This window comes from Pseudomonas sp. FBF18, assembly GCF_024261405.1.
Taxonomy (GTDB): Bacteria; Pseudomonadota; Gammaproteobacteria; order Pseudomonadales; family Pseudomonadaceae; genus Aquipseudomonas; species Aquipseudomonas palmensis.
In genome coordinates this window covers 289,070-307,324 of the sequence record NZ_QKRS01000004.1, presented here as the reverse complement: position 1 = coordinate 307,324, position 18,255 = coordinate 289,070, and the positions used below count along the sequence as shown (strand labels likewise).

Sequence of the window (18,255 nt, the reverse complement as noted above, 5' to 3'; positions counted from 1 at the left end):
TATGACCCCAGCGTTTGATTCAAGTGCCTTTCTGGCGACCTGCAGCGGACGTCCGGGTGTCTACCGGATGTTCGATGAAGGCGCGCGCCTGCTGTATGTAGGCAAGGCCAAAAACCTCAAGAAGCGCCTGGCGAGCTATTTTCGCAAGGCGGGCCTGGCGCCCAAGACAGCCGCGCTGGTGGCGCGCATCGCCCAGGTCGAGACCACCATTACCGCCAACGAGACCGAGGCGCTGCTGCTCGAGCAGACCCTGATCAAGGAATGGCGCCCGCCGTACAACATCCTGTTGCGCGACGACAAGTCCTACCCCTATGTGTTCCTCAGTGATGGCGACTACCCGCGCCTGGGCATCCATCGCGGGGCCAAGAAGGCCAAGGGCAGGTACTTCGGCCCTTACCCCAGTGCCGGTGCCATTCGCGAAAGCCTGAGCCTGCTGCAGAAGACCTTCTTCGTGCGCCAGTGCGAAGACAGCTATTACGCCAACCGCACCCGGCCGTGCCTGCAGTACCAGATCAAGCGCTGCAAGGCGCCGTGCGTCGGCCTGGTCGAACCACAGGAGTACGCCGCCGACGTGCGCCACTCGGTGATGTTCCTGGAGGGGCGCAGCCACCAGTTGACCAACGAGCTCAACGAAGAGATGGAGCGCGCCGCGATGGCCCTGGAGTTCGAGCGTGCCGCCGAGCTGCGCGACCAGATCGCCTTGCTGCGTCGCGTGCAGGATCAGCAGAGCATGGAGGGCGGCAGCGGCGACGTGGATGTGGTGGCCGCCTTCGTCAACCCGGGCGGGGCGTGCGTGCACCTTATCAGCGTGCGCGGCGGGCGGGTGCTGGGCAGCAAGAACTTCTTTCCGCAGGTGGGCATCGAGGAAGACGTGGCCGAGGTGCTGTCGGCGTTCCTGGCCCAGTACTACGTGGGCAACGCCGAGCGCGAACTGCCTGCCGAGCTGATCGTCAACGTGGTGCACGAAGACTTCGAAGCCCTGTGCGCCGCCGTCGAGGCCCTGCGGGGTCGCGAGCTGACCATCAGCCATCGGGTGCGCGGCACCCGCGCGCGCTGGCAGCAACTGGCCGTGACCAACGCCGAGCAGGCGCTGATGGCGCGCCTTGCCAACCGCCAGCACATGGCCGCGCGCTTCGATGCGCTGGCCCAGGTGCTGGACCTGGATGAAACCCCGCAGCGCCTGGAGTGCTACGACATCAGTCACTCCAGCGGCGAGGCCACCGTGGCCTCCTGCGTGGTGTTCGGCCCCGAAGGCCCGATCAAGTCCGACTACCGGCGCTACAACATCGAGGGCGTGACCGCCGGCGATGACTACGCGGCCATGCACCAGGCCCTGACCCGGCGCTTCTCGCGGATCAAGGACGGTGAGGGCAAGCTGCCGGACGTGCTGCTGGTGGATGGCGGCAAGGGCCAGCTGAACATGGCCCGCGACGTGCTGCAGGAACTGGCCGTGCCCGACCTGATTCTGCTGGGCGTGGCCAAGGGCACCACGCGCAAGGCCGGTTTCGAAACCTTGTACCTCAACGACGTGGCCCACGAGTTCACCCTCAAGGGCGACTCGCCGGCGCTGCACCTGATCCAGCAGATCCGCGACGAGGCGCACCGTTTCGCCATCACCGGTCACCGCGCGCGGCGCGGCAAGACGCGGCGCACCTCGACCCTGGAAGGCGTCGCCGGGGTAGGGCCCAAGCGCCGGCGCGACCTGCTAAAACACTTTGGCGGACTGCAGGAACTGAGCCGTGCCAGCGTCGAAGAAATCGCCAAAGCACCCGGAATCAGTAAAAAGCTTGCCGAGTCGATTTATGACAGCCTGCATAGCGAGTAGAATGCCCGCTCACCTCGCAGCCAGTTGTGCCGATGAATATCCCGAATCTGCTTACCGTACTACGCGTTCTGCTCATACCGATCTTCATACTGCTGTTCTATGTGCCGTATCACTGGAGCTACATAGCCGCCAGCAGCGTGTTTGCCGTTGCCGCCGCCACCGACTGGCTGGACGGTTACCTGGCTCGTCGGTGGCAGCAGAGCACTCCGTTTGGCGCCTTCCTCGACCCGGTCGCGGACAAGCTGATGGTGGCCGTGGCCCTGGTGCTGCTGGTGCAGGTGCATGCCAACCTGTGGCTCACGCTGCCGGCAGCGGTCATCATCGGTCGCGAGATCGTGGTGTCGGCGCTGCGTGAATGGATGGCCGAGATGGGCGCACGTGCCCATGTGGCGGTGTCCAACCTGGGCAAGTGGAAGACCGCGGCGCAGATGCTGGCGCTGGTGATCCTGCTGGGCAATCCGCCGGTGTGGGGGTTCTGGGTAGGCCTGGGTTATGCGCTGCTGCTGGTGGCGGCGGGGCTGACCCTGTGGTCGATGGTGCACTACCTGCGTGCAGCCTGGCCGCACCTGCGTGAAGGCTCTGAAATAAAATAAACTTTTTTGAATCAAGGGGTTGACGGCGTTTTTAAAATCGCTAGAATGGCCCCCATCAACACGACGCGGGAATAGCTCAGTTGGTAGAGCACGACCTTGCCAAGGTCGGGGTCGCGAGTTCGAGTCTCGTTTCCCGCTCCAGTATTTGGAGCTACAGATCGAAAGGTCTGTAATTCGTCAGAAAGAAGGGCCACTGAAAAGTGGCCCTTTTTTCGTTGCGCAATAATCCTCTTCGAATACGTGAGACAGGACGGCTTCAACCGTCCAGGGCCTGCTGTGTGTTCAGCACGATCTCCAGGCGCGTTTGCACCTGGCGTACTTTCCGGGCCAGCTGCGGCGTGATGTGCGACCCCGCAAGCTGGCATTCCAGTTCGGCGCACAAGGTGGCCAGGGCGAACGCCTGAACCGAGCACAGGGCGCCGCCCAGGCTGTGCAGTACCTGCGCCAGGACGCCGGCATCGGCGTTGTCCAATGCGACGTGGATCTTGCGCAGGTCGTCGCGCATCGAGGTGATGAACAGTTTTCGCATCGCAGGCGGAACGTGGACGGTGTCGACGTCGCTCGATGGTGTGGTGGCGGCGTCGTCGACCTCGGTGAAGGGCTGCGGCAGAACCAGCTCGCAGTGCTGCAACAGCTGAGTGCGCAAGGTGTGCAGGTTCAGGGGCTTGACCATCCAGGCGTTCATGCCCACGGCCGCGCAGCGCTCGCCTTCATCGCGCATGGCGTTGGCTGTGATGCCGATCACGGGCAGGTCGGCATCCTGCTGGCGCAATGCCTGGGTCAGCTCATAGCCATTGATAACCGGCATGTTGACGTCGGTGAGCACCAGGTCGTACGCCCCGGGCGCCCAGAGTGCCAGTGCCTGCTCACCGTTGAACGCCACCGTGACCACGCAGCCCAGGGCTTCGAGTTGCTCCTTGATGATCGCCTGATTGATGGGGTTGTCTTCGGCTACCAGAATCCGCAGGTCCAGTGGCTGGCGGGTGCCCGCTGGCCAGGCGCTGTGCTGCGTGTCGTGACCGCCGTGCGCCAGGCCCACCGCCCTGGCGATCGCGCGAACGTCGTAGGCATCGACCTCCCAGCCATCAGCGCCGTGGTCGGGTGGGTTGGGCCCGCCCGGTACGGCGTTGATCCGGGGGCCAGCCCACGCTTGACCGGACGCGAGCATGTCCACCAACAGTGTCGCGTCGTTGCCCGAACCCATGTCGCTGGCCAGCGGACGGGCGTCTACCCCCAGCCGAACGAGCCAGGCGCAAAGGTGCCGGGCCAGTTCCGGGACGGGTGCGCGCACGTACACAGGGGCGGTGGATGGCTCGAGTTCAGGACAGTCGGTGAGTGCGCCGGGCGCGCGGGGCAGCTTCAGCTGCAGGGTGAAACTGCTGCCCAGCCCGATTGCACTGACCACGTCGAGCTGGCCGTCCATCAGTTCGCAGAGCCGGCGGCAGATGGACAGGCCCAGGCCTGCGCCGGCCTCGCTGCTGGCGTCGCGCACCTGATAGAACGGGTCGAACAGATGCACCTGCTGGGCCTGGGAAATACCCAGTCCCGAATCGCTGACCTGCCACTGCAACTGGCTGTATTCGCTGTCCTGTTCCACGACCCGAGCCCGCAGCACCACCCGGCCGCTGTCGGTGAACTTGATGGCATTGCTCAGCAGGTTGTTGAGGATCTGGCGAATGCGCAACGGATCGCCGCGCAGCCGGTCGGGCAGGTCGGCATCGATGCAGGCATACAGTTGCAAGCCTTTGGCCTGGGCGTATGCACTGTAGGTGCCGAGTGTGGCCTCGATCATCTCCAGAGGGCAGAAGTCCAGATCGTCGATGGTCATCTGTCCGGATTCGATCTTCGACACATCCAGCACGTCGCTGATCAGCTGGAACAGGGTGGCCGATGATCGCTGGATGGTCTGCAGGTAGTGCTGCTGGCGCGGGTCGAGCGCGGTCAGCCCCATCAGCTCCAGGGTGCCCAGTACGCCGTACAGCGGTGTGCGGATCTCATGGCTCATGGTGGCCAGGAAACGTGTCTTGGCTTCATTGGCGGAATCGGCGGCCAAGCGCGCCTGTTCAAGGCTGGCGGCATCTTCGACAAGCCGGGTAACGTCATGAAAGGCACACAGCCAGGCGTTTTCGCCGTGGTAGCGGGTAGGCACAAGGCTCACGTGCCAATGGCGGCCTTCAACCTGCAGATCGGTTGAGCCCCGCTCGGGCAGGTCGTGCTGTCGACGCAGGGCGCCGATCAGCGTGGCGCTGCCGTGGGACTGCTGGGCGTGCTGGTTTTCCAGCAGCACCGCGTAGTCGCTGCAACGCAGCACGCACAGACCGGCTGGCGCCGTGTCGATGACGGCTCGACTGAAAGCCTCGCTCTCGGCGATGTCTTCAAGTGCACGGTGGGCAGGCAACACCACATGCTTGCGATACCAGTGATTGAACGCCCAGCCGCCGCCCAATCCGGCCAGCATCAGTGCAACCAGCCCCAGCAGCGGCCAGAAGGCATAGTCCACAAAGCTTTTGAAACCGATCACATAGATGCCGGTCCAGGGCTGCTCGCCCGGGCTTGTCACACGGAACACCAGCCCGTCAGCGTTCAGGTTCAGGCCTTCATGCAGCACCCGATCGGGCTTGAACTCGCCCACCAATGCCTCGCGGGTGGGGGCGATCAGGCTGAAGTGATCGTAGATCGACCATTGCATGATGCGTTCGATGTTGTTGACCTGATCCAGCGTGAACATGGACGCCACCACCACCGAGGGGCTGGCCCCTGAAATGTGCAGCCGGGTTGCCGACAGGTCGATGTCGACATACCCCAGCACAGTGGCAGGGGCATCGGGGCCTGCGTCATAGGGCACCCACTGCACCTGGTGGTCCTGCGGCGCGTGGTCGTGCAGGCTCTTGCCCACCTGGCGCACCACACGATCGAAGTCCTCTTGTCGGGGCCGACCCGTGCCGCGCAGGCGCCCCATGGCCGGTACGCTGATATCGAAGTTGTCCGGCAGGTTGAACAGCAGCACCTGGGGCGATTGATAGTGCGAAGCCGACCAGAATGCACTGTAGTAGTTGGCCAGGTTCGCCCCCAGGGTAGAGACGCTGGCGTGTTGCGAGGCTGCGATCCTGGCCGGGTTGATCTTCACGCTGAACGGCAGGGAGAAGGCGTATTCGAGTTCTTCATAGACCGCACCGGTGGCATCGGACGAAGACCGTTGCACCACCACCGGCACACTGGAGGCGCCCAGCAGTTGGCCTTCGGCGCTTTTGCGCGACACGGCGCTGAGAAAGGCTTCCTGCTCGCGGATGTTTTCCATCAGGCGGGCGAAGTGAAACTTCACCGTGTCTTCCTGCTTCTGCAGCACGCGATTCACGCCCCAGTAGCACAAGCCAGTCAACAGCAGCGCCAGGCCCAGGAGCACGGCAAGCCCCATGTTCAGGCGCAGTGAACTGCTGGCCAGCCTGTCCAGGCGGGTGTAGCGGTGATTCATCGTGCAATCCCGTGAGTGAGTCGCGTCCAGACCCAGTCTATACAAGAGCTGGAGTGCTTGCCGGATCATCCCGGGTGCCACACCCCGTGCGGCCCTAGCCCTGCGGTAGCGTTCGGGTGCGGTTTTCAGCCACGAGCCGCCATACGATCATCAGGCCGGCAAGCCCCAGCCAAGGCAGCAGCAGCGCATTCAGCACCTGCCAGCCAAACACGTCGAGCAGGCCGCCGGCGCCAAACGAGCACGTCAATCCCACCGCAAAGATCGCCATGTCGTTGGTCGCCTGGGCCCGGCTCTTTTCCGCCGGGCTGTAGGTTGTGGTCAGCAAGGCCGTGCCGCCGATGAACAGGAAATTCCAGCCCACACCCAGCAGAACCAGAGCACTGGCAAAGGCATTGAAGCCCGTGCCGGACCAGGTGGTCAGAACGTGCAAGGCCAGCAGCATCACGCCCAGCAGCATCACCCACGCCGCACCCAGCCGGGAAATCAGGGCGCCGGTGAAGAACGAGGGCAGGAACATGCCCATCACGTGCAACTGGATGACGGTGGCGGCCGTGGCCAGCGGATGGTGATGGTGGAGCATCGCCAGCGGAGTCGCCGTCATCGCCAGTATCATCACGCCATAGCCGGTCACCGCGCCGAACAGGGCTACCAGGTAGGTCGGCTGCAGGACGATCCGTGCCCATGGCCGGCCCTTGTCCAGGCCCGCCGCCGGTGGTTCGGTGGCAGGCATATCCAGAAACAGCAGCACGCCCAGCCCCAACACGGCGACGACGGTCAGCAGAACAAATGACCCGAAGTACTGCGGGCCTATCCACTGGCCTCCGAACCGCGCCAACGCCGGCCCCAGCAGTGCAGCGACTATGCCACCTGCCAGCACCAGCGAGATGGCCTTGGGGCGCAAGCTCTCGTCCGCGACCTCGCTTGCGGCAAAACGGTAGAACTGGGCAAAGGCCTGATAGGTGCCGACCAGGAAGGTGCCCAGTGCGAGCAGGGCCAGGGAGCCGAACCAGATACCGGCGGCAGCGACCATGCCGCCGGTCACGCCCAGCGCCGCGCCAAGTACAAAGCCGGCCCTGCGCCCGGCGTTTGCCATGAATGACGAGGCCGGAAACATCGCCAGTGCGGTGCCCAGGAACATGCTGGCGATAGGCAATGTGGCCATGTCGGCGCGGTGGGTCAACTGGGCGCCTGCCAGTGCGCCGATGGTCATTACCAGAACCGAAACCGTCTGGAACAAGGCCTGTGCACTTGCCAGAATGCCGACCTGCCTGTGCATGTGTGTGTTTTTCATCTTGCGTGCAGCCTCTGTCTTGCCTGGGTGAAATCGAGGCTGGAAGTATGAAAATTGCAGGTCTATTATTCAAACGAATAATATCGTCACCCAACCTCAGTAAATTTAATGGACAGAATCCCGATCGATGTTCGCCACCTGCAAACGCTGGTGGCCCTGCGCGACAGTGGCAGCGTCTCCCGCGCCGCGTCCTGGATGCGACTGACCCAAGGCGCCTTGTCCCATCACATCAAGGCGCTGGAGGAGTTTTTCGGCACCCCATTGTTCGTTCGCAAGTCTTCCCCGGTGGTCTTTACGCCGGCTGGCAAGCGGCTGCTGGAAGCCGCCGACAAAGTGGTGCCCATTCTTAATCAGACCACGCGTGACCTGCTGCAGATGGCCGAAGGCACCGGCGGTACCTTGCGTATCGCCGTCGAATGCCACACCTGTTTTGACTGGCTCATGCCCGCAGTCGATGCCTTTAGAGCACGCTGGCCTGAGGTGGAAGTGGACCTGGTATCGGGTTATCACGACGATCCCGTTGGCCTGCTGCATCAGCGCACCGCCGATCTTGCACTGGTGTCCTGCTCCGAAAGGGACGAGGAAGGGGTCGATTTTCACGGGCTGTTTCGCTATCCGCTGGTGGCACTGGTTGCCAACGACCACCCCTTGGCCCTGCGCGAGTTCTTGACGGCCGAGGACTTTATCGACGAAACCCTGGTGACCTATCCGATCGAGGAAGACGCGCTGGACATTGTCCGCTCATTGTTGCGGCCCGCGGGGATCAAGCCTGTGCGCCGCACCGCCGAGCTGACTGTCGCGATCCTGATGCTGGTGGCAGCGCGGCGCGGCATTGCGGTGCTACCACGCTGGGCCGTGCAGACCTACCTCCAGCGTCAGTACGTGACGGCCAGGCCCATCACCCGCGAGGGGCTTATCTCGGATATCTGGGCTGCCACCTTGCCGGCAGACAGCCAGAAACCCTATGTCGTCGAGTTCCTGGCGCTGCTGCGCGAAACCACGGTGGCGGCGATTCCGGATGTCGAGCTGATGGGCTGATCGGGCACCCAGTCACGCACTACGCCCCGTTGCCTGCCTCTTCCTTCAGCCACGCAATGAACTGCCGGGCCATGTCGCTGATCTGCTTGTGCGGCTTGGTCAGCAGGTAATACGCCAGCTGATGCGGCATCACCAGCTCGGGGAAGGGCATCACCAGTTCGCCGCTGCGCACCGCCCGTTCGGTCAGCTCGATCGCACACAGGGCGACACCATGCCCCTCGATCGCCAGCTGCGCGAGCACATTGGAGTCGGTGACCACGTGCCCGCTGCGCACCTCCAGCCCTGGCGTGGGGTACAGCGCCTGCCAGGCTTCCCAGTCGTGATGATGCCGGTCATGCAGCAGCGGGTGACGCGCCAGGTCGGCCGGCACCCGCAGCGCGTCGGGCCCTTCGAGCAATGCGGGCGAGCAGATCGGCACGTAGTTCAGGCCCATCAGAAACTGCGTCTCGAAACCCGGCCAGTCGGCCGTGCCCCACTTGATCGCCAGCTCCACCTCGTCGGGAAACTCGACGCGCTGGGTGCTCAGCAGTTGCTGGATGCGCAGCGCGGGGAAGCGCTGGGTGAAATGCTTCAGGCGCGGGGTCAGCCAGAACGCGCTCATCACCGGCTCGGCCTCGATGTGCAGCACCGACGGTGCGGCCTTGCGCGCGCATTTCTCGAAGGCGGCCACCAGCTGGTCGAAGGGGGCGCGAACATCGTCCAGCAGCGCGGCGCCTGCCCTGGTCAGGGCCACGGTACGGGTCGAACGCACGAACAGCGTCACCCCCAATGCCTCCTCTAGCTTGACCACCTGCTGGCTGATGGCCGACTGCGACAGGTGCAGCGCGGTGGCGGCACGGGTGAAGCTGCCGTGCTCGGCAACGGTCTTGAAGGCCAGCAGCAGGGTCATGTGCGGCAGGCGGGTCAGGGCGAATTTATTCATAAGACTTCGTTATTAGTCCATTACCAAATCGCGATTCTCTCGGCGCTGGGCACCAGCTTACATTAGCCGCCGAGCCCGCCAATACGGGGGGCTGACCAATAATTACAACAGTTGGGACTCACTATGCAGCAGAACACCCAGAAAGACCTGACGCTGATTTTCACCAGCATCGTGGTGATATCGCTGACGGTCATCGGTTTGATGATGTTCCCCGATCAGGCCAAGGTACTGGCCGATCAGCTCTTCACCCGTGCCACCACCACCTTCGGCGTGCTGGTCCAGGTACTGGGCTTTGCCTGCGTGGTGCTGGTGATAGGCCTGGGCATGAGCAAGTACGGCAACATCCGCCTGGGCGAGGGCAAGCCCGAGTACAGGAACACCAGCTGGATCTTCATGTTCATCTGCGCCGGCCTCGGCTCGGCGACCATGTACTGGGCGTTCATGGAATGGGCCTACTACTACCTCACCCCGGGCCTGAACATCACCGCCGCCAGCAAGCAGGCGCTGGAGATGAGCATCGCCTACTCGTTCTTCCACTGGGGCGTGACCCCGTGGGCCATCTACGGCATCGCCTCGCTGGCGATGGCGTATCACTTCCATGTGCGCAAGAACAAAGGCTTGAGCCTGGCGGGCATCATCGAGTCGATCACCGGCTACAAGGCCCACGGCCCGGTCGGGCGGGTCATCGACCTGATCTTCCTGTTCGCCACCTTCGGCGGGCTGGTGCTGACCACCACCCTGACCACCTCCACCGTGGCCAAGGGGCTGTCGGACCTCACCGGGCTTGCCGACGGCTTCATGCTCAAGGCGTCGCTGGTGATCCTGGTGACACTGGTGTTCTCGCTCAGCTCCTACATCGGCATCAGCTCCGGCATGCAGCGCCTGGCAAAGCTGGCCTGCGGCATGACCATGCTGTTCGCCCTGGTCGTGCTGCTGCTGGGGCCCACCCAGTTCAGCGTCAGCAACATCGCCAACGCCATCGGCCTGACCCTGCAGAACTTCATCCACATGAGCCTGTTCACCGACCCTACCGGGGACGGCGGCTTCTCCCGTGACTGGACCGTGTTCTACTGGCTGTACTGGATCACCTACACGCCGGGCGTGGCAATTTTCGTCACCCGCGTCTCCAAGGGCCGCACGATTCGCGAGGTGGTACTGGCGATGATCCTGGGCGGCTGCGGCGGTTGCTGGTTCTTCTTCGGCAGCCTGCAGAGCTTTGCCATTCACCAGTTCGTCACCGATGTGGTCAATGCCCCGGCCATGCTCAGCGGTGCCGGCGGCGAAGCGGCGGTGTCGATGCTGCTCGCCAGCCTGCCGTTCGGCAAACTGCTGTCGGTGGTGTACTTCCTGCTCATGCTGGTGTTCCTGGCCTCGCACCTGGACGCCGTGGCCTACACCGTGGCCGCGACCAGCACCCGCAACCTGCGTGAAGGCCAGGACCCGTCGCCGAGCCTGCGCCTGTTCTGGTGCCTGATGCTGGCCGTGCTGCCGCTGGCGATGCTGTACATCAATGCCTCGCTCAACACCCTCAAGACTGCCGTGATCCTCACCGCCATCCCGTTCATCTTCATCCTCATGGTGAAGATCTGGGGGCTGCTGAAGTGGCTGCGCGAAGACTACGCGGCAATGCCCGCACACCTGATCGAAGCGCAGTCCGCCCGCCTGGCCCAGGGCACTGCGTGCGACGCCGAACAGGCCCCTCGCCAAGCTTGCCAGGGCGCCCCGAAAACTCTGGAAAACCTGCAATGAAAATAGTCGATGTAGAAGCGATCTGGTTGCGCGTGCCTGCGCTCGACCAGCCCTGCGAGTGGGGTGAGGATGCGTTGATCGTGCGCATCTACACCGACAGCGGCCTGCTGGGCATCGGTGAAACCGACAGCTCGCCGGCCGTGGTCAAGGCCCTGATCGAAACCCCGGCATCCCATGAAACCTGCCAGGGGCTGCGCGACATCCTGGTCGGCGAGAACCCGCTGGAAATCGACCGGCTGTGGAAGAAGATGTACCGCCACTGCGAATACATGGGCCGGCGTGGCGTGGCCATCCATGCCATCAGCGCGCTCGACATCGCCCTGTGGGACATCGCCGGCCAGCACTACGGCGTGCCGGTGCACACCCTGCTCGGCGGCAAGTACCGTGAGCGCATCGCCGCCTACGGCACCTTCATCCCGCGGCCCGACGAGGCCGGCAACCGCGAGCGGGTACGCGGCCTGCTGGCCCAGGGCCTGCGCAGCATCAAGCTCGGCGGCGCAGGTTTTGGCGAAGACCTGCCCAGGGACAAGGCATTGCTGCAACTGGTGCGCGAGGAGATCGGCGACGACGTGCAACTGCAGATCGACCTGGTGGGGCGCTGGCGCAACTACTCCCACGCGCTGGTGCAATGCGATGCACTGCGCCAGTTCAACCTCAACTGGATCGAGGAACCCTTGCCTTCGGACGACACCCGCGGCCTGGCGTACCTGGCCGAGCGCTCCGGGCTGCGCGTATCCGGCGGCGAGGGGCTGGCCACGCGGCACGAGTTCCGTCACTTTCTGGAGGCTTCGCGCCCGGCGATCATCCAGCCCGACATCACCCGCTGCGGCGGCATCAGCGAGATGCGCCACATCTATGAACTGGCGCAACTGCACGGCGCGCAACTGGTGCCCCACGGCTTCAGCACCGGCATCCTGCTGGCAGCCACCGTGCACTTTCTGGCGGCCAGCGAGTTTGGCGAGTTGATCGAATACTCGCAAAGCGACAGCCCGTTGTTCCGTGGCCTGGTGAGCAACCTGCTGGCGCTGGAGGACGGCCATGTGCGCGTGCCCGACAGCCCAGGCCTTGGCGTGATACTGGACGAGGCGATGATCGAGCGTTATCGCGTTCGCACCTAGAGGCGGGAGGCCCCCAATGCACAACCAGATCATCGACCGGGTCGAGGTGTTCGTGTGCGCGCCGCCGCTGCGCGGCTCCACCTGGACCCCGGAGCAACCGGCGCCGTGCACCACGCACACCTTCATCCGCATCAGCACCTGCGACGGCATCGTCGGCGTGGCGGCTACCGATTCGTACACCACGCACCACCCCGACGCGGTACTGGCCGAGACGCTGCGCGACATGATCCCCGACCTGCTCGGGCGCTCGGCACTGCAGCGCGAAGGGCTGTGGATGCACTTCAAGCCCAGGGCCTATGCGCGCTCGGCCCAGGCCCAGGCGCTGATCGACGTGGCGCTGTGGGACATCGCGGCGCAGGCGGCGGGCCTGCCCCTGTTCAGGCTGCTGGGCGGCTACCGCGAGCGCATCGACGCCTACGCCAGCACGCCGGTGCTGGCCACGCCGCAGGCCTATGTGGACGCCGTGCAGCAACTGGTCGAGGCGGGCTTTGCGGCCATCAAGTTCCATTGCTGGTGCGACCCGGCGCGCGACCTGCAACTGCTCGAGCAGGTTCAGCGGGCCCACGGCGACAAGGGCCTGGCGCTGATGCTGGACGTGGAGCAGCGCTACGACCTGGACGCCGCGCTCAAGGTCGGGCGGGTGCTGGGCGAGCTGGGCTACGCCTGGTTCGAGGCGCCGCTGGACGACTACGACCTGGCCGGGTACCGACACTTGAGCACGCGGCTGCAGGTGCCGGTGCTGGCCGCCGGCAACGCCATCACCGACAGCCAACTGGTGGCGTTTGCCGCCAGCCAGCAGTGCTGGAGCCGTGTGCGGGTGGATGTGATGACCTGCGGCGGCATCACCCCCGCGCTGAAGATCATCCACCACGCTGCGGCCAGCGGGCTCAAGGTCGAATTGCAGAGCTGGGGGCATTCGCTGGCGCAGGCGGCCAACCTGCACCTGATGCTGGGGCAGCCGGTGTGCAGCTACTTCGAACAGGCGTGCGAGGTGGAGCTGTTCGAGTTCGCCACCGCCAACCCGATCCGCACCAACGCGCAAGGGCAGGTGACGGTGTCGCAGCAACCGGGCCTGGGCCTGCAGATCGACTGGGAGCAGATCGGGCGCGTTGCCCAGTTGCAACTGAGCGTCGGCCGCCAGGCGGGCGCTGCGTAACTGCCGTGGTGCCGGCTTTGCAGTCATGGCGCGGGCAGCGTACGCTGCCTTGCTGCAAGGTTGGAGAAAGCTACACAGCCTAAGATTTGGTACGTGCAGTTGTGCACTGGCGACAACCCGCCCGGTGCGCAACTGCCAAGTCATACCAAAAACAATAACAGGCGACCGCCATGACGTTTTTCCTGCGCAGTATCTGCTCGATTGCTTGCTCCCTGTTCGCCACTTCGTTGCTGGCGGCGCCGCCGTCGTCGCCCGAATGCATCGTGCCCGGTTCATCGGGTGGCGGTGGGGACCTGATGTGCCAGTTGATAAAGACAGCCCTGGCCCAGAACAAGGTGTTCGACCAGCCCATGCAGATCACCTACATGCCCGGTGGGGTCGGGGCGGTGACCTACAACACCATCATCGCGCAACGGCCGGCAGAGCCGGGCACCCTGATCGCATGGTCCAGCGGGTCGCTGCTCAACCTTGCCCAGGGCAAGTTCGGGCGCTTCGACGAGGGCGCGGTACGCTGGGTCGCCGCCCTGGGCAAAAGCTATGGCGCCATCGCGGTAAGAAGCGACTCCCCGTACAAGAACCTCGACGACCTGGTCAAGGCGCTGAAGCAGCAGCCGCGCAAGGTGCTGTTCGGCTCCGGCGGCACTGCCGGCGGGCAGGACTGGGTGCAGGCCGCATTGCTCGCCAAGGCCGCGGGTATCGATATTGGCGAATTGCGCTACATCGCCCTGGAAAGCGGCGGCGAAAGCGCCACGGCGTTGCTGGGCGGTTACATCGAAGTCAGCAGTACCGATGCGTTCGAGGTCATCACGCACCTGCAGCGCGGAGAAATGCGCCTGCTGGCCGTACTCTCGGAAGAACGCCTGGGCGGTGAGCTCAAGGACGTACCCACCGCCAGGGAACAGGGCTACGACATCGTCTGCCCGGTGGTCAGGGGTTTCTATCTGGGGCCCGGGGTCAGCGACGAGGACTATGCCTGGTGGAAGCACACCTTCGACCAGCTACTGGCCTCGGAACAGTTCGCCCAGCTTCGCAGCGGCTTCAGGCTGCTGCCGTTCGCCCTGACAGGTGATCAATTGCGCACCTACGTCAAGCAGCAGGTGGCCGGGTACAAGACCCTGATCGACGACCTTCGCAAGGGCCAGTGAGGCGGGTGCCCGAAACAGCTGCCATCTGTCGAGATACGTGCCTTGGCACGGAATTTTCATGCCTTTTTCGAACGCTGTTTTTTGTGGTGTAACCAGCACGTTCCTTCCCGCCCAGAAAAACAATCAGGGGGTTGCATGAGCTGTCTGATCTGCGCCGGCCACGCCGAGGCCATCGACTGCCCAGCCGGGTGGGAAGGGCGGCGTTGCCTGAAATGTGGGTGTTACCACATGTCTCAAAAGCTCATCCTGACGATGATGGACGAGGGCCAGATTTTCGACGCCTGCAAGATGCGCCAGTGGCTCGACATGCGGCGCGGGGTGATGCCGATTCCGACGATTGATGTGCATGAGGCGATTCTGGTGGTGTAGTTGTGGTGGCTGGCAACTCGAATCTCACAGGCGTTGGCCCGTGGCAGTCCATGTAGGAGCCGGCTTCGCCGGCGAAGCGCCGCGCTCGCGGCGCTCGATCTTGTGACCGGCACAACAGCATTGACTGGCACCTGATAACCTCACCGCGATCCTTTGGTTGCCTTTCTGAAGACATCCCCAGTCACCTGTCTTGAAATTGCATCTGGGTTTGGGGGGCATGCCTTGAATCTGATGGCGCGCTCTAGGCCGCGCGCTGCCTTCGCGTCGCTTCGCCGGCAAAGCCGGCTCCTACATGGCGCATAGGCACCCCTATCAGTGGGCCGCGTCTGCGGCCCGGGTGTCACGTCGTTACGCGTCTACCGCTTGCGCCTCCATGCCGTCCAGCACCGTTTCGATCAACACGGTGCTCATCTCCAGCGACTGCTGCGCTGCCACCAGCAGGTGCTTGAACTGCGCGTCGGCGCGTTCGCAAGCTTGTGCGGTGGTGTCCTTGGCGCATTGGATCTGTAGCGACAGATGGACCAACGCATCTTCGAGCTCGATGCCTTCGCAGACGGAAAACAGGGGAGGGTGGTTTCCGTTGCTACAGCCGAAGGCGGTGTAGGTGGTTTTGCGGTGATTAACACGCGGGGGATCGGGGACGATTTTTGTCATTGTGCAGCTCCCTTTTGCAGTGGAACCGCCAGCTATCACTTGCAGTTGATAGGGTGGCGGCTACGTGCGGGTCTGCAAGACCGGGGCTAAAGGAACCCGGCAGACCCGAAGGTCTCCCACACCTAGCCACCATAAATCGAAACCACGGGCACAAAAAAGCGCCAATGACTTTCAGCTGGCGCTGTGCGCTTTTTACTTGGCGGTCTAGAAGACCCGGCCGCTGAAATGACAGCGGCGAGGCGAAGGTTAGCGGGGATTGGGGAATGTTCAAGGCGGGTTGATTGAGGCTGTCTATGGGTCTATCGATCGATACCTGGTTTTTGGTGAAGGCTGCTTTCGGCCTGAAGCGGATATCTATGGACGACCGCTCCCGACCCATAGCTGCCCTTCAGGATGGGCAGCTAACGGCCAAAAGCCACCGGTCGTGTCAGGCAGCTTCCGACCCGCTACCGTCATTCAGAACTGGCTAATTGGCAAAAGCCAGACATTCGAACCCGTCTATGAAATCAGAGGCGATTCACAGCTGCCATGACACGAAACAGCAGACACAAAAAGCGATAGGCGAAGGTTAACGGGGTGGGGGTGGGTATTCAAGGTTCTGGCTTGTGGGGAAGCTGGAGGGGTTACCGTTTCAGCATTGATGCTGGTGAGGTAACGACATTTTGGAGACTTCAACACCACAAGCACCCGGAATTTCAGATCAAGCGCTTACATCCGGTGATGTTCCAGCAAGAAGTCCACGAACAATCGCACCCGCGCCGGCATTGCCGCCCCGCCGACGAACACAGCATGGATCGGTTCCTGGTCCCCAGGGTTCCAGGCTTCCAGCAGCGGAATCAGGGCGCCGCGCTGCAGATCCTCGCGCACGCTGAACTCACCGATACGTGCAATGCCGGCACCTACTCGCGCAAGTTGTGCCAGCGCTTCACCACTGCTGCATTCGATGTTGCCGCTGACCTTCAGGGAAAACTCTTTTCCATCGCGGATGAACGGCCAGTTGGGTTCGGCACGCCGGAAGTTGAAGCGCAGGCAATTGTGCTGAAACAAGTCTTCCGGCTCCTTGGGGATGCCCTCGCGCTGCAGATAATCGGGCGATGCCACCACTACCTGGCCGGTGTCGCCGATCCTGCGCGCGGTCAGCGGGCTGTCGGGCAGATGGCCAAAGCGGATCGCGACATCGGCCTGCCCGCCGAGAATGTCGACCACTTCGTCGCCGAGGGTAAGGTCGACGACGATGTTCGGGTAACGGGCGCTGAATGCTGCCACCAGCGGGACGATGGCCAGCCGCCCGTGGCCAAGGGCGGCACTGACCCGCAATCGCCCCCTGGGCACGCCCTGGTCTGCGATCGCTGCTTCGACCTCGTCCATATCGGCCAGGATACGCCGGGCGCCGCGCAGGAACGCTTCGCCCTCGGCAGTGAAGGCGATCGCTCGGGTGGTGCGCAACAGCAGGCGGGTGCCAAGGCGTTGCTCGGTACGCGCGATGACCCGACTGACTGCCGAGGGTGTCACGCCCAGTGCACGCGCCGCGGCCGACAGGCTGCCTTCGTGCGCCACGGTGGTGAACACGCTCATTTCACCTGACCTGCCGTTGAAGTCCACTTGTGCCTCCTGCGCAAAGGTGATTGCCAAAAATGCTATCTACCGCGTTAAAAAACTGCATCGTAGCATTGGCGGCATAGATAAGGAGCCTTCCATGCGTATCAATCCACCACTTGTCGCACTTGCCATCGGTGCCTTTGGCATCGGCGTAACAGAATTCGCCCCCATGGGCATGTTGCCGGGTATCGCTCAGGATCTGGGCGTTTCGATTCCCGCTGCCGGTTTGCTGGTCAGTGCCTACGCGCTGGGCGTATTGCTCGGCGCACCGCTGATGACCCTGACCACTGGCAGGATTCCCCGACGCTATCTGCTGATCGGGCTCATGGGGATTTTCACCTTGGGTAATCTGATGTCAGCCCTGGCCACCGATTACTACAGCCTCATGGTCGCCAGGGTGGTGACCTCACTGAACCATGGTGCATTTTTTGGCGTTGGCTCCATCGTCGCCGCCAGCGTGGTCGCCCCGGAAAAACGTGCCGGGGCGGTGGCGGCGATGTTCATGGGCCTGACCTTGGCGACCATCGGCGGTGTGCCGCTGGCCACCTGGTTTGGTGAACTGTTCGGTTGGCGCACCGCTTTCTGGGGAATTACCGGCCTCGGCGTGGTGACCATGGCCGCATTATGGTTCGCCCTGCCTAACCTGAAGACGTCGCAAAGCGTCGGTGTAATGGCCGAAATTCGAGTACTGGGGCGCGGTCCGGTGCTGGGCGCGTTGGCCCTGACCGTAGTCGGGTCGAGCGCGATGTTTACTGTCTTCACTTACATCGCGCCGATCCTCAGCAGCGAAACCAATGGTTCCACCGCCTATATCACTGGCATGCTGGTTCTTTTCGGGGTGGGGTTGACGCTGGGCAACCTGTGGGGCGGCAAGGCCGCCGATCGCTCGATAGATCGCACCTTGATCGTCTCGCTAAGCGTTCTGATTCTCGTCTTGCTGGCGTTCATTCTGCTGATGCGTTGGGCGGTGCCGGCCGCTCTGGCCATCCTGATATGGGGTATCGCCAGTTTCGCCCTGGTGCCGCCACTACAGATGCGTGTGATGGAAGCAGCGAAGGACGCGCCCAATCTTGCCTCTGCGGTGAACATTGGCGCCTTCAATTTTGGCAACGCGATTGGCGCAGCGCTGGGCGGAGCGGTGATCAACGCCGGGTTGGGTTATCCGGCCATTTCCCTGGCCGGAGCGTCGATGGGTGCTCTGGGGCTGCTGATGGTGTTGGCGTATGGCTGGCGTTCCAGAACTGTTGCATCAACAGTGGCGTGACGAAACGCTGATGCCAGTGGCGTAGCGACAGTGATCGAGCCTGAATTCAATGCGTGATGG

14 protein-coding genes and 1 tRNA gene are annotated in these 18,255 nt (G+C 63.4%); 10 read left to right on the top strand and 5 right to left on the bottom strand.

Going from position 1 to position 18,255, the window contains the following annotated elements; all coding sequences use genetic code 11:
* The first annotated feature begins 1 nt into the window (after position 1).
* The 3 genes from uvrC (at position 2) to DN387_RS09405 (ending at position 2,559) form a co-directional block, all read left to right on the top strand.
* Complete coding sequence (gene uvrC, locus DN387_RS09415) at positions 2–1,825, top strand: excinuclease ABC subunit UvrC (RefSeq protein ID WP_043860266.1); 1,824 nt, start codon at positions 2–4, stop codon at positions 1,823–1,825.
* Positions 1,826–1,857: 32 nt separating this feature from the next.
* The gene (pgsA, locus tag DN387_RS09410; RefSeq protein WP_043860267.1) at positions 1,858–2,418 is read left to right on the top strand and encodes a CDP-diacylglycerol--glycerol-3-phosphate 3-phosphatidyltransferase; all 561 of its coding nucleotides are present in this window, start codon (positions 1,858–1,860) and stop codon (positions 2,416–2,418) included.
* Between the two features lie 65 nt (positions 2,419–2,483).
* Positions 2,484–2,559, top strand: a tRNA-Gly gene (locus DN387_RS09405).
* A 115-nt stretch (positions 2,560–2,674) separates the two neighbouring features.
* On the opposite strand, the gene DN387_RS09400 is transcribed toward DN387_RS09405, so the two are convergent.
* Together DN387_RS09400 and DN387_RS09395 are read right to left on the bottom strand one after the other, a co-directional pair.
* On the bottom strand, positions 2,675–5,890 hold the full coding sequence (locus DN387_RS09400) for a hybrid sensor histidine kinase/response regulator (RefSeq protein WP_054916488.1): 3,216 nt from the start codon (positions 5,888–5,890) through the stop codon (positions 2,675–2,677).
* A gap of 94 nt (positions 5,891–5,984) precedes the next feature.
* Entirely contained in the window at positions 5,985–7,181 is a 1,197-nt protein-coding gene (locus tag DN387_RS09395) for an MFS transporter (protein WP_054916487.1), read from the bottom strand.
* 108 nt (positions 7,182–7,289) lie between these two features.
* Between DN387_RS09395 and DN387_RS09390 the strand changes: the two genes are divergently transcribed.
* Positions 7,290–8,219: a LysR family transcriptional regulator gene (locus tag DN387_RS09390; RefSeq protein ID WP_054916486.1), complete on the top strand. Its 930-nt coding sequence runs from the start codon at positions 7,290–7,292 to the stop codon at positions 8,217–8,219.
* 19 nt (positions 8,220–8,238) lie between these two features.
* Here DN387_RS09390 and DN387_RS09385 read toward each other — a convergent pair whose 3' ends face one another.
* Positions 8,239–9,141: a LysR substrate-binding domain-containing protein gene (locus DN387_RS09385; RefSeq protein WP_054916485.1), complete on the bottom strand. Its 903-nt coding sequence runs from the start codon at positions 9,139–9,141 to the stop codon at positions 8,239–8,241.
* A gap of 123 nt (positions 9,142–9,264) precedes the next feature.
* Between DN387_RS09385 and DN387_RS09380 the strand changes: the two genes are divergently transcribed.
* From DN387_RS09380 to DN387_RS09360, 5 genes are all read left to right on the top strand, one after another.
* On the top strand, positions 9,265–10,890 hold the full coding sequence (locus DN387_RS09380) for a BCCT family transporter (RefSeq protein WP_054916484.1): 1,626 nt from the start codon (positions 9,265–9,267) through the stop codon (positions 10,888–10,890).
* Positions 10,887–12,008, top strand: a complete 1,122-nt coding sequence (locus DN387_RS09375) for a mandelate racemase/muconate lactonizing enzyme family protein (protein WP_043860271.1) — start codon at positions 10,887–10,889, stop codon at positions 12,006–12,008. The genes DN387_RS09380 and DN387_RS09375 overlap by 4 nt, the downstream gene beginning before the upstream one ends.
* A gap of 16 nt (positions 12,009–12,024) precedes the next feature.
* Positions 12,025–13,164 (top strand): mandelate racemase/muconate lactonizing enzyme family protein, encoded by a 1,140-nt coding sequence (locus tag DN387_RS09370; protein ID WP_054916483.1) that lies wholly within the window; start codon positions 12,025–12,027, stop codon positions 13,162–13,164.
* Positions 13,165–13,334: 170 nt separating this feature from the next.
* Positions 13,335–14,309 (top strand): tripartite tricarboxylate transporter substrate binding protein, encoded by a 975-nt coding sequence (locus DN387_RS09365; RefSeq protein WP_054916482.1) that lies wholly within the window; start codon positions 13,335–13,337, stop codon positions 14,307–14,309.
* 228 nt (positions 14,310–14,537) lie between these two features.
* A complete protein-coding gene (locus DN387_RS09360; RefSeq protein ID WP_177333018.1) occupies positions 14,538–14,678 on the top strand; it encodes a hypothetical protein in 141 nt (46 codons plus the stop codon).
* A 348-nt stretch (positions 14,679–15,026) separates the two neighbouring features.
* Here DN387_RS09360 and DN387_RS09355 read toward each other — a convergent pair whose 3' ends face one another.
* Together DN387_RS09355 and DN387_RS09350 are read right to left on the bottom strand one after the other, a co-directional pair.
* A complete protein-coding gene (locus DN387_RS09355; protein WP_236171844.1) occupies positions 15,027–15,332 on the bottom strand; it encodes a DUF3077 domain-containing protein in 306 nt (101 codons plus the stop codon).
* Between the two features lie 708 nt (positions 15,333–16,040).
* A complete protein-coding gene (locus tag DN387_RS09350; RefSeq protein WP_054914265.1) occupies positions 16,041–16,934 on the bottom strand; it encodes a LysR family transcriptional regulator in 894 nt (297 codons plus the stop codon).
* A 94-nt stretch (positions 16,935–17,028) separates the two neighbouring features.
* Here DN387_RS09350 and DN387_RS09345 point away from each other — a divergent pair, with 94 nt between their 5' ends.
* Positions 17,029–18,195, top strand: coding sequence for an MFS transporter (locus tag DN387_RS09345; RefSeq protein ID WP_054914266.1), 1,167 nt, complete (start codon positions 17,029–17,031; stop codon positions 18,193–18,195).
* Positions 18,196–18,255: the final 60 nt, after the last annotated feature.

What these genes read in the sequence shown, in the direction of transcription:
- pgsA (WP_043860267.1), top strand. Translation starts at nt 1,858, where the DNA reads ATGAATATCCCGAATCTGCTTACCGTACTACGCGTTCTGCTCATACCG.
- DN387_RS09355 (WP_236171844.1), bottom strand. Translation starts at nt 15,332, where the DNA reads ATGACAAAAATCGTCCCCGATCCCCCGCGTGTTAATCACCGCAAAACC.
- DN387_RS09380 (WP_054916484.1), top strand. Translation starts at nt 9,265, where the DNA reads ATGCAGCAGAACACCCAGAAAGACCTGACGCTGATTTTCACCAGCATC.
- uvrC (WP_043860266.1), top strand. Translation starts at nt 2, where the DNA reads ATGACCCCAGCGTTTGATTCAAGTGCCTTTCTGGCGACCTGCAGCGGA.
- DN387_RS09370 (WP_054916483.1), top strand. Translation starts at nt 12,025, where the DNA reads ATGCACAACCAGATCATCGACCGGGTCGAGGTGTTCGTGTGCGCGCCG.
- DN387_RS09385 (WP_054916485.1), bottom strand. Translation starts at nt 9,141, where the DNA reads ATGAATAAATTCGCCCTGACCCGCCTGCCGCACATGACCCTGCTGCTG.
- DN387_RS09395 (WP_054916487.1), bottom strand. Translation starts at nt 7,181, where the DNA reads ATGAAAAACACACACATGCACAGGCAGGTCGGCATTCTGGCAAGTGCA.
- DN387_RS09375 (WP_043860271.1), top strand. Translation starts at nt 10,887, where the DNA reads ATGAAAATAGTCGATGTAGAAGCGATCTGGTTGCGCGTGCCTGCGCTC.
- DN387_RS09390 (WP_054916486.1), top strand. Translation starts at nt 7,290, where the DNA reads ATGGACAGAATCCCGATCGATGTTCGCCACCTGCAAACGCTGGTGGCC.
- DN387_RS09360 (WP_177333018.1), top strand. Translation starts at nt 14,538, where the DNA reads ATGTCTCAAAAGCTCATCCTGACGATGATGGACGAGGGCCAGATTTTC.
- DN387_RS09365 (WP_054916482.1), top strand. Translation starts at nt 13,335, where the DNA reads ATGACGTTTTTCCTGCGCAGTATCTGCTCGATTGCTTGCTCCCTGTTC.
- DN387_RS09345 (WP_054914266.1), top strand. Translation starts at nt 17,029, where the DNA reads ATGCGTATCAATCCACCACTTGTCGCACTTGCCATCGGTGCCTTTGGC.
- DN387_RS09400 (WP_054916488.1), bottom strand. Translation starts at nt 5,890, where the DNA reads ATGAATCACCGCTACACCCGCCTGGACAGGCTGGCCAGCAGTTCACTG.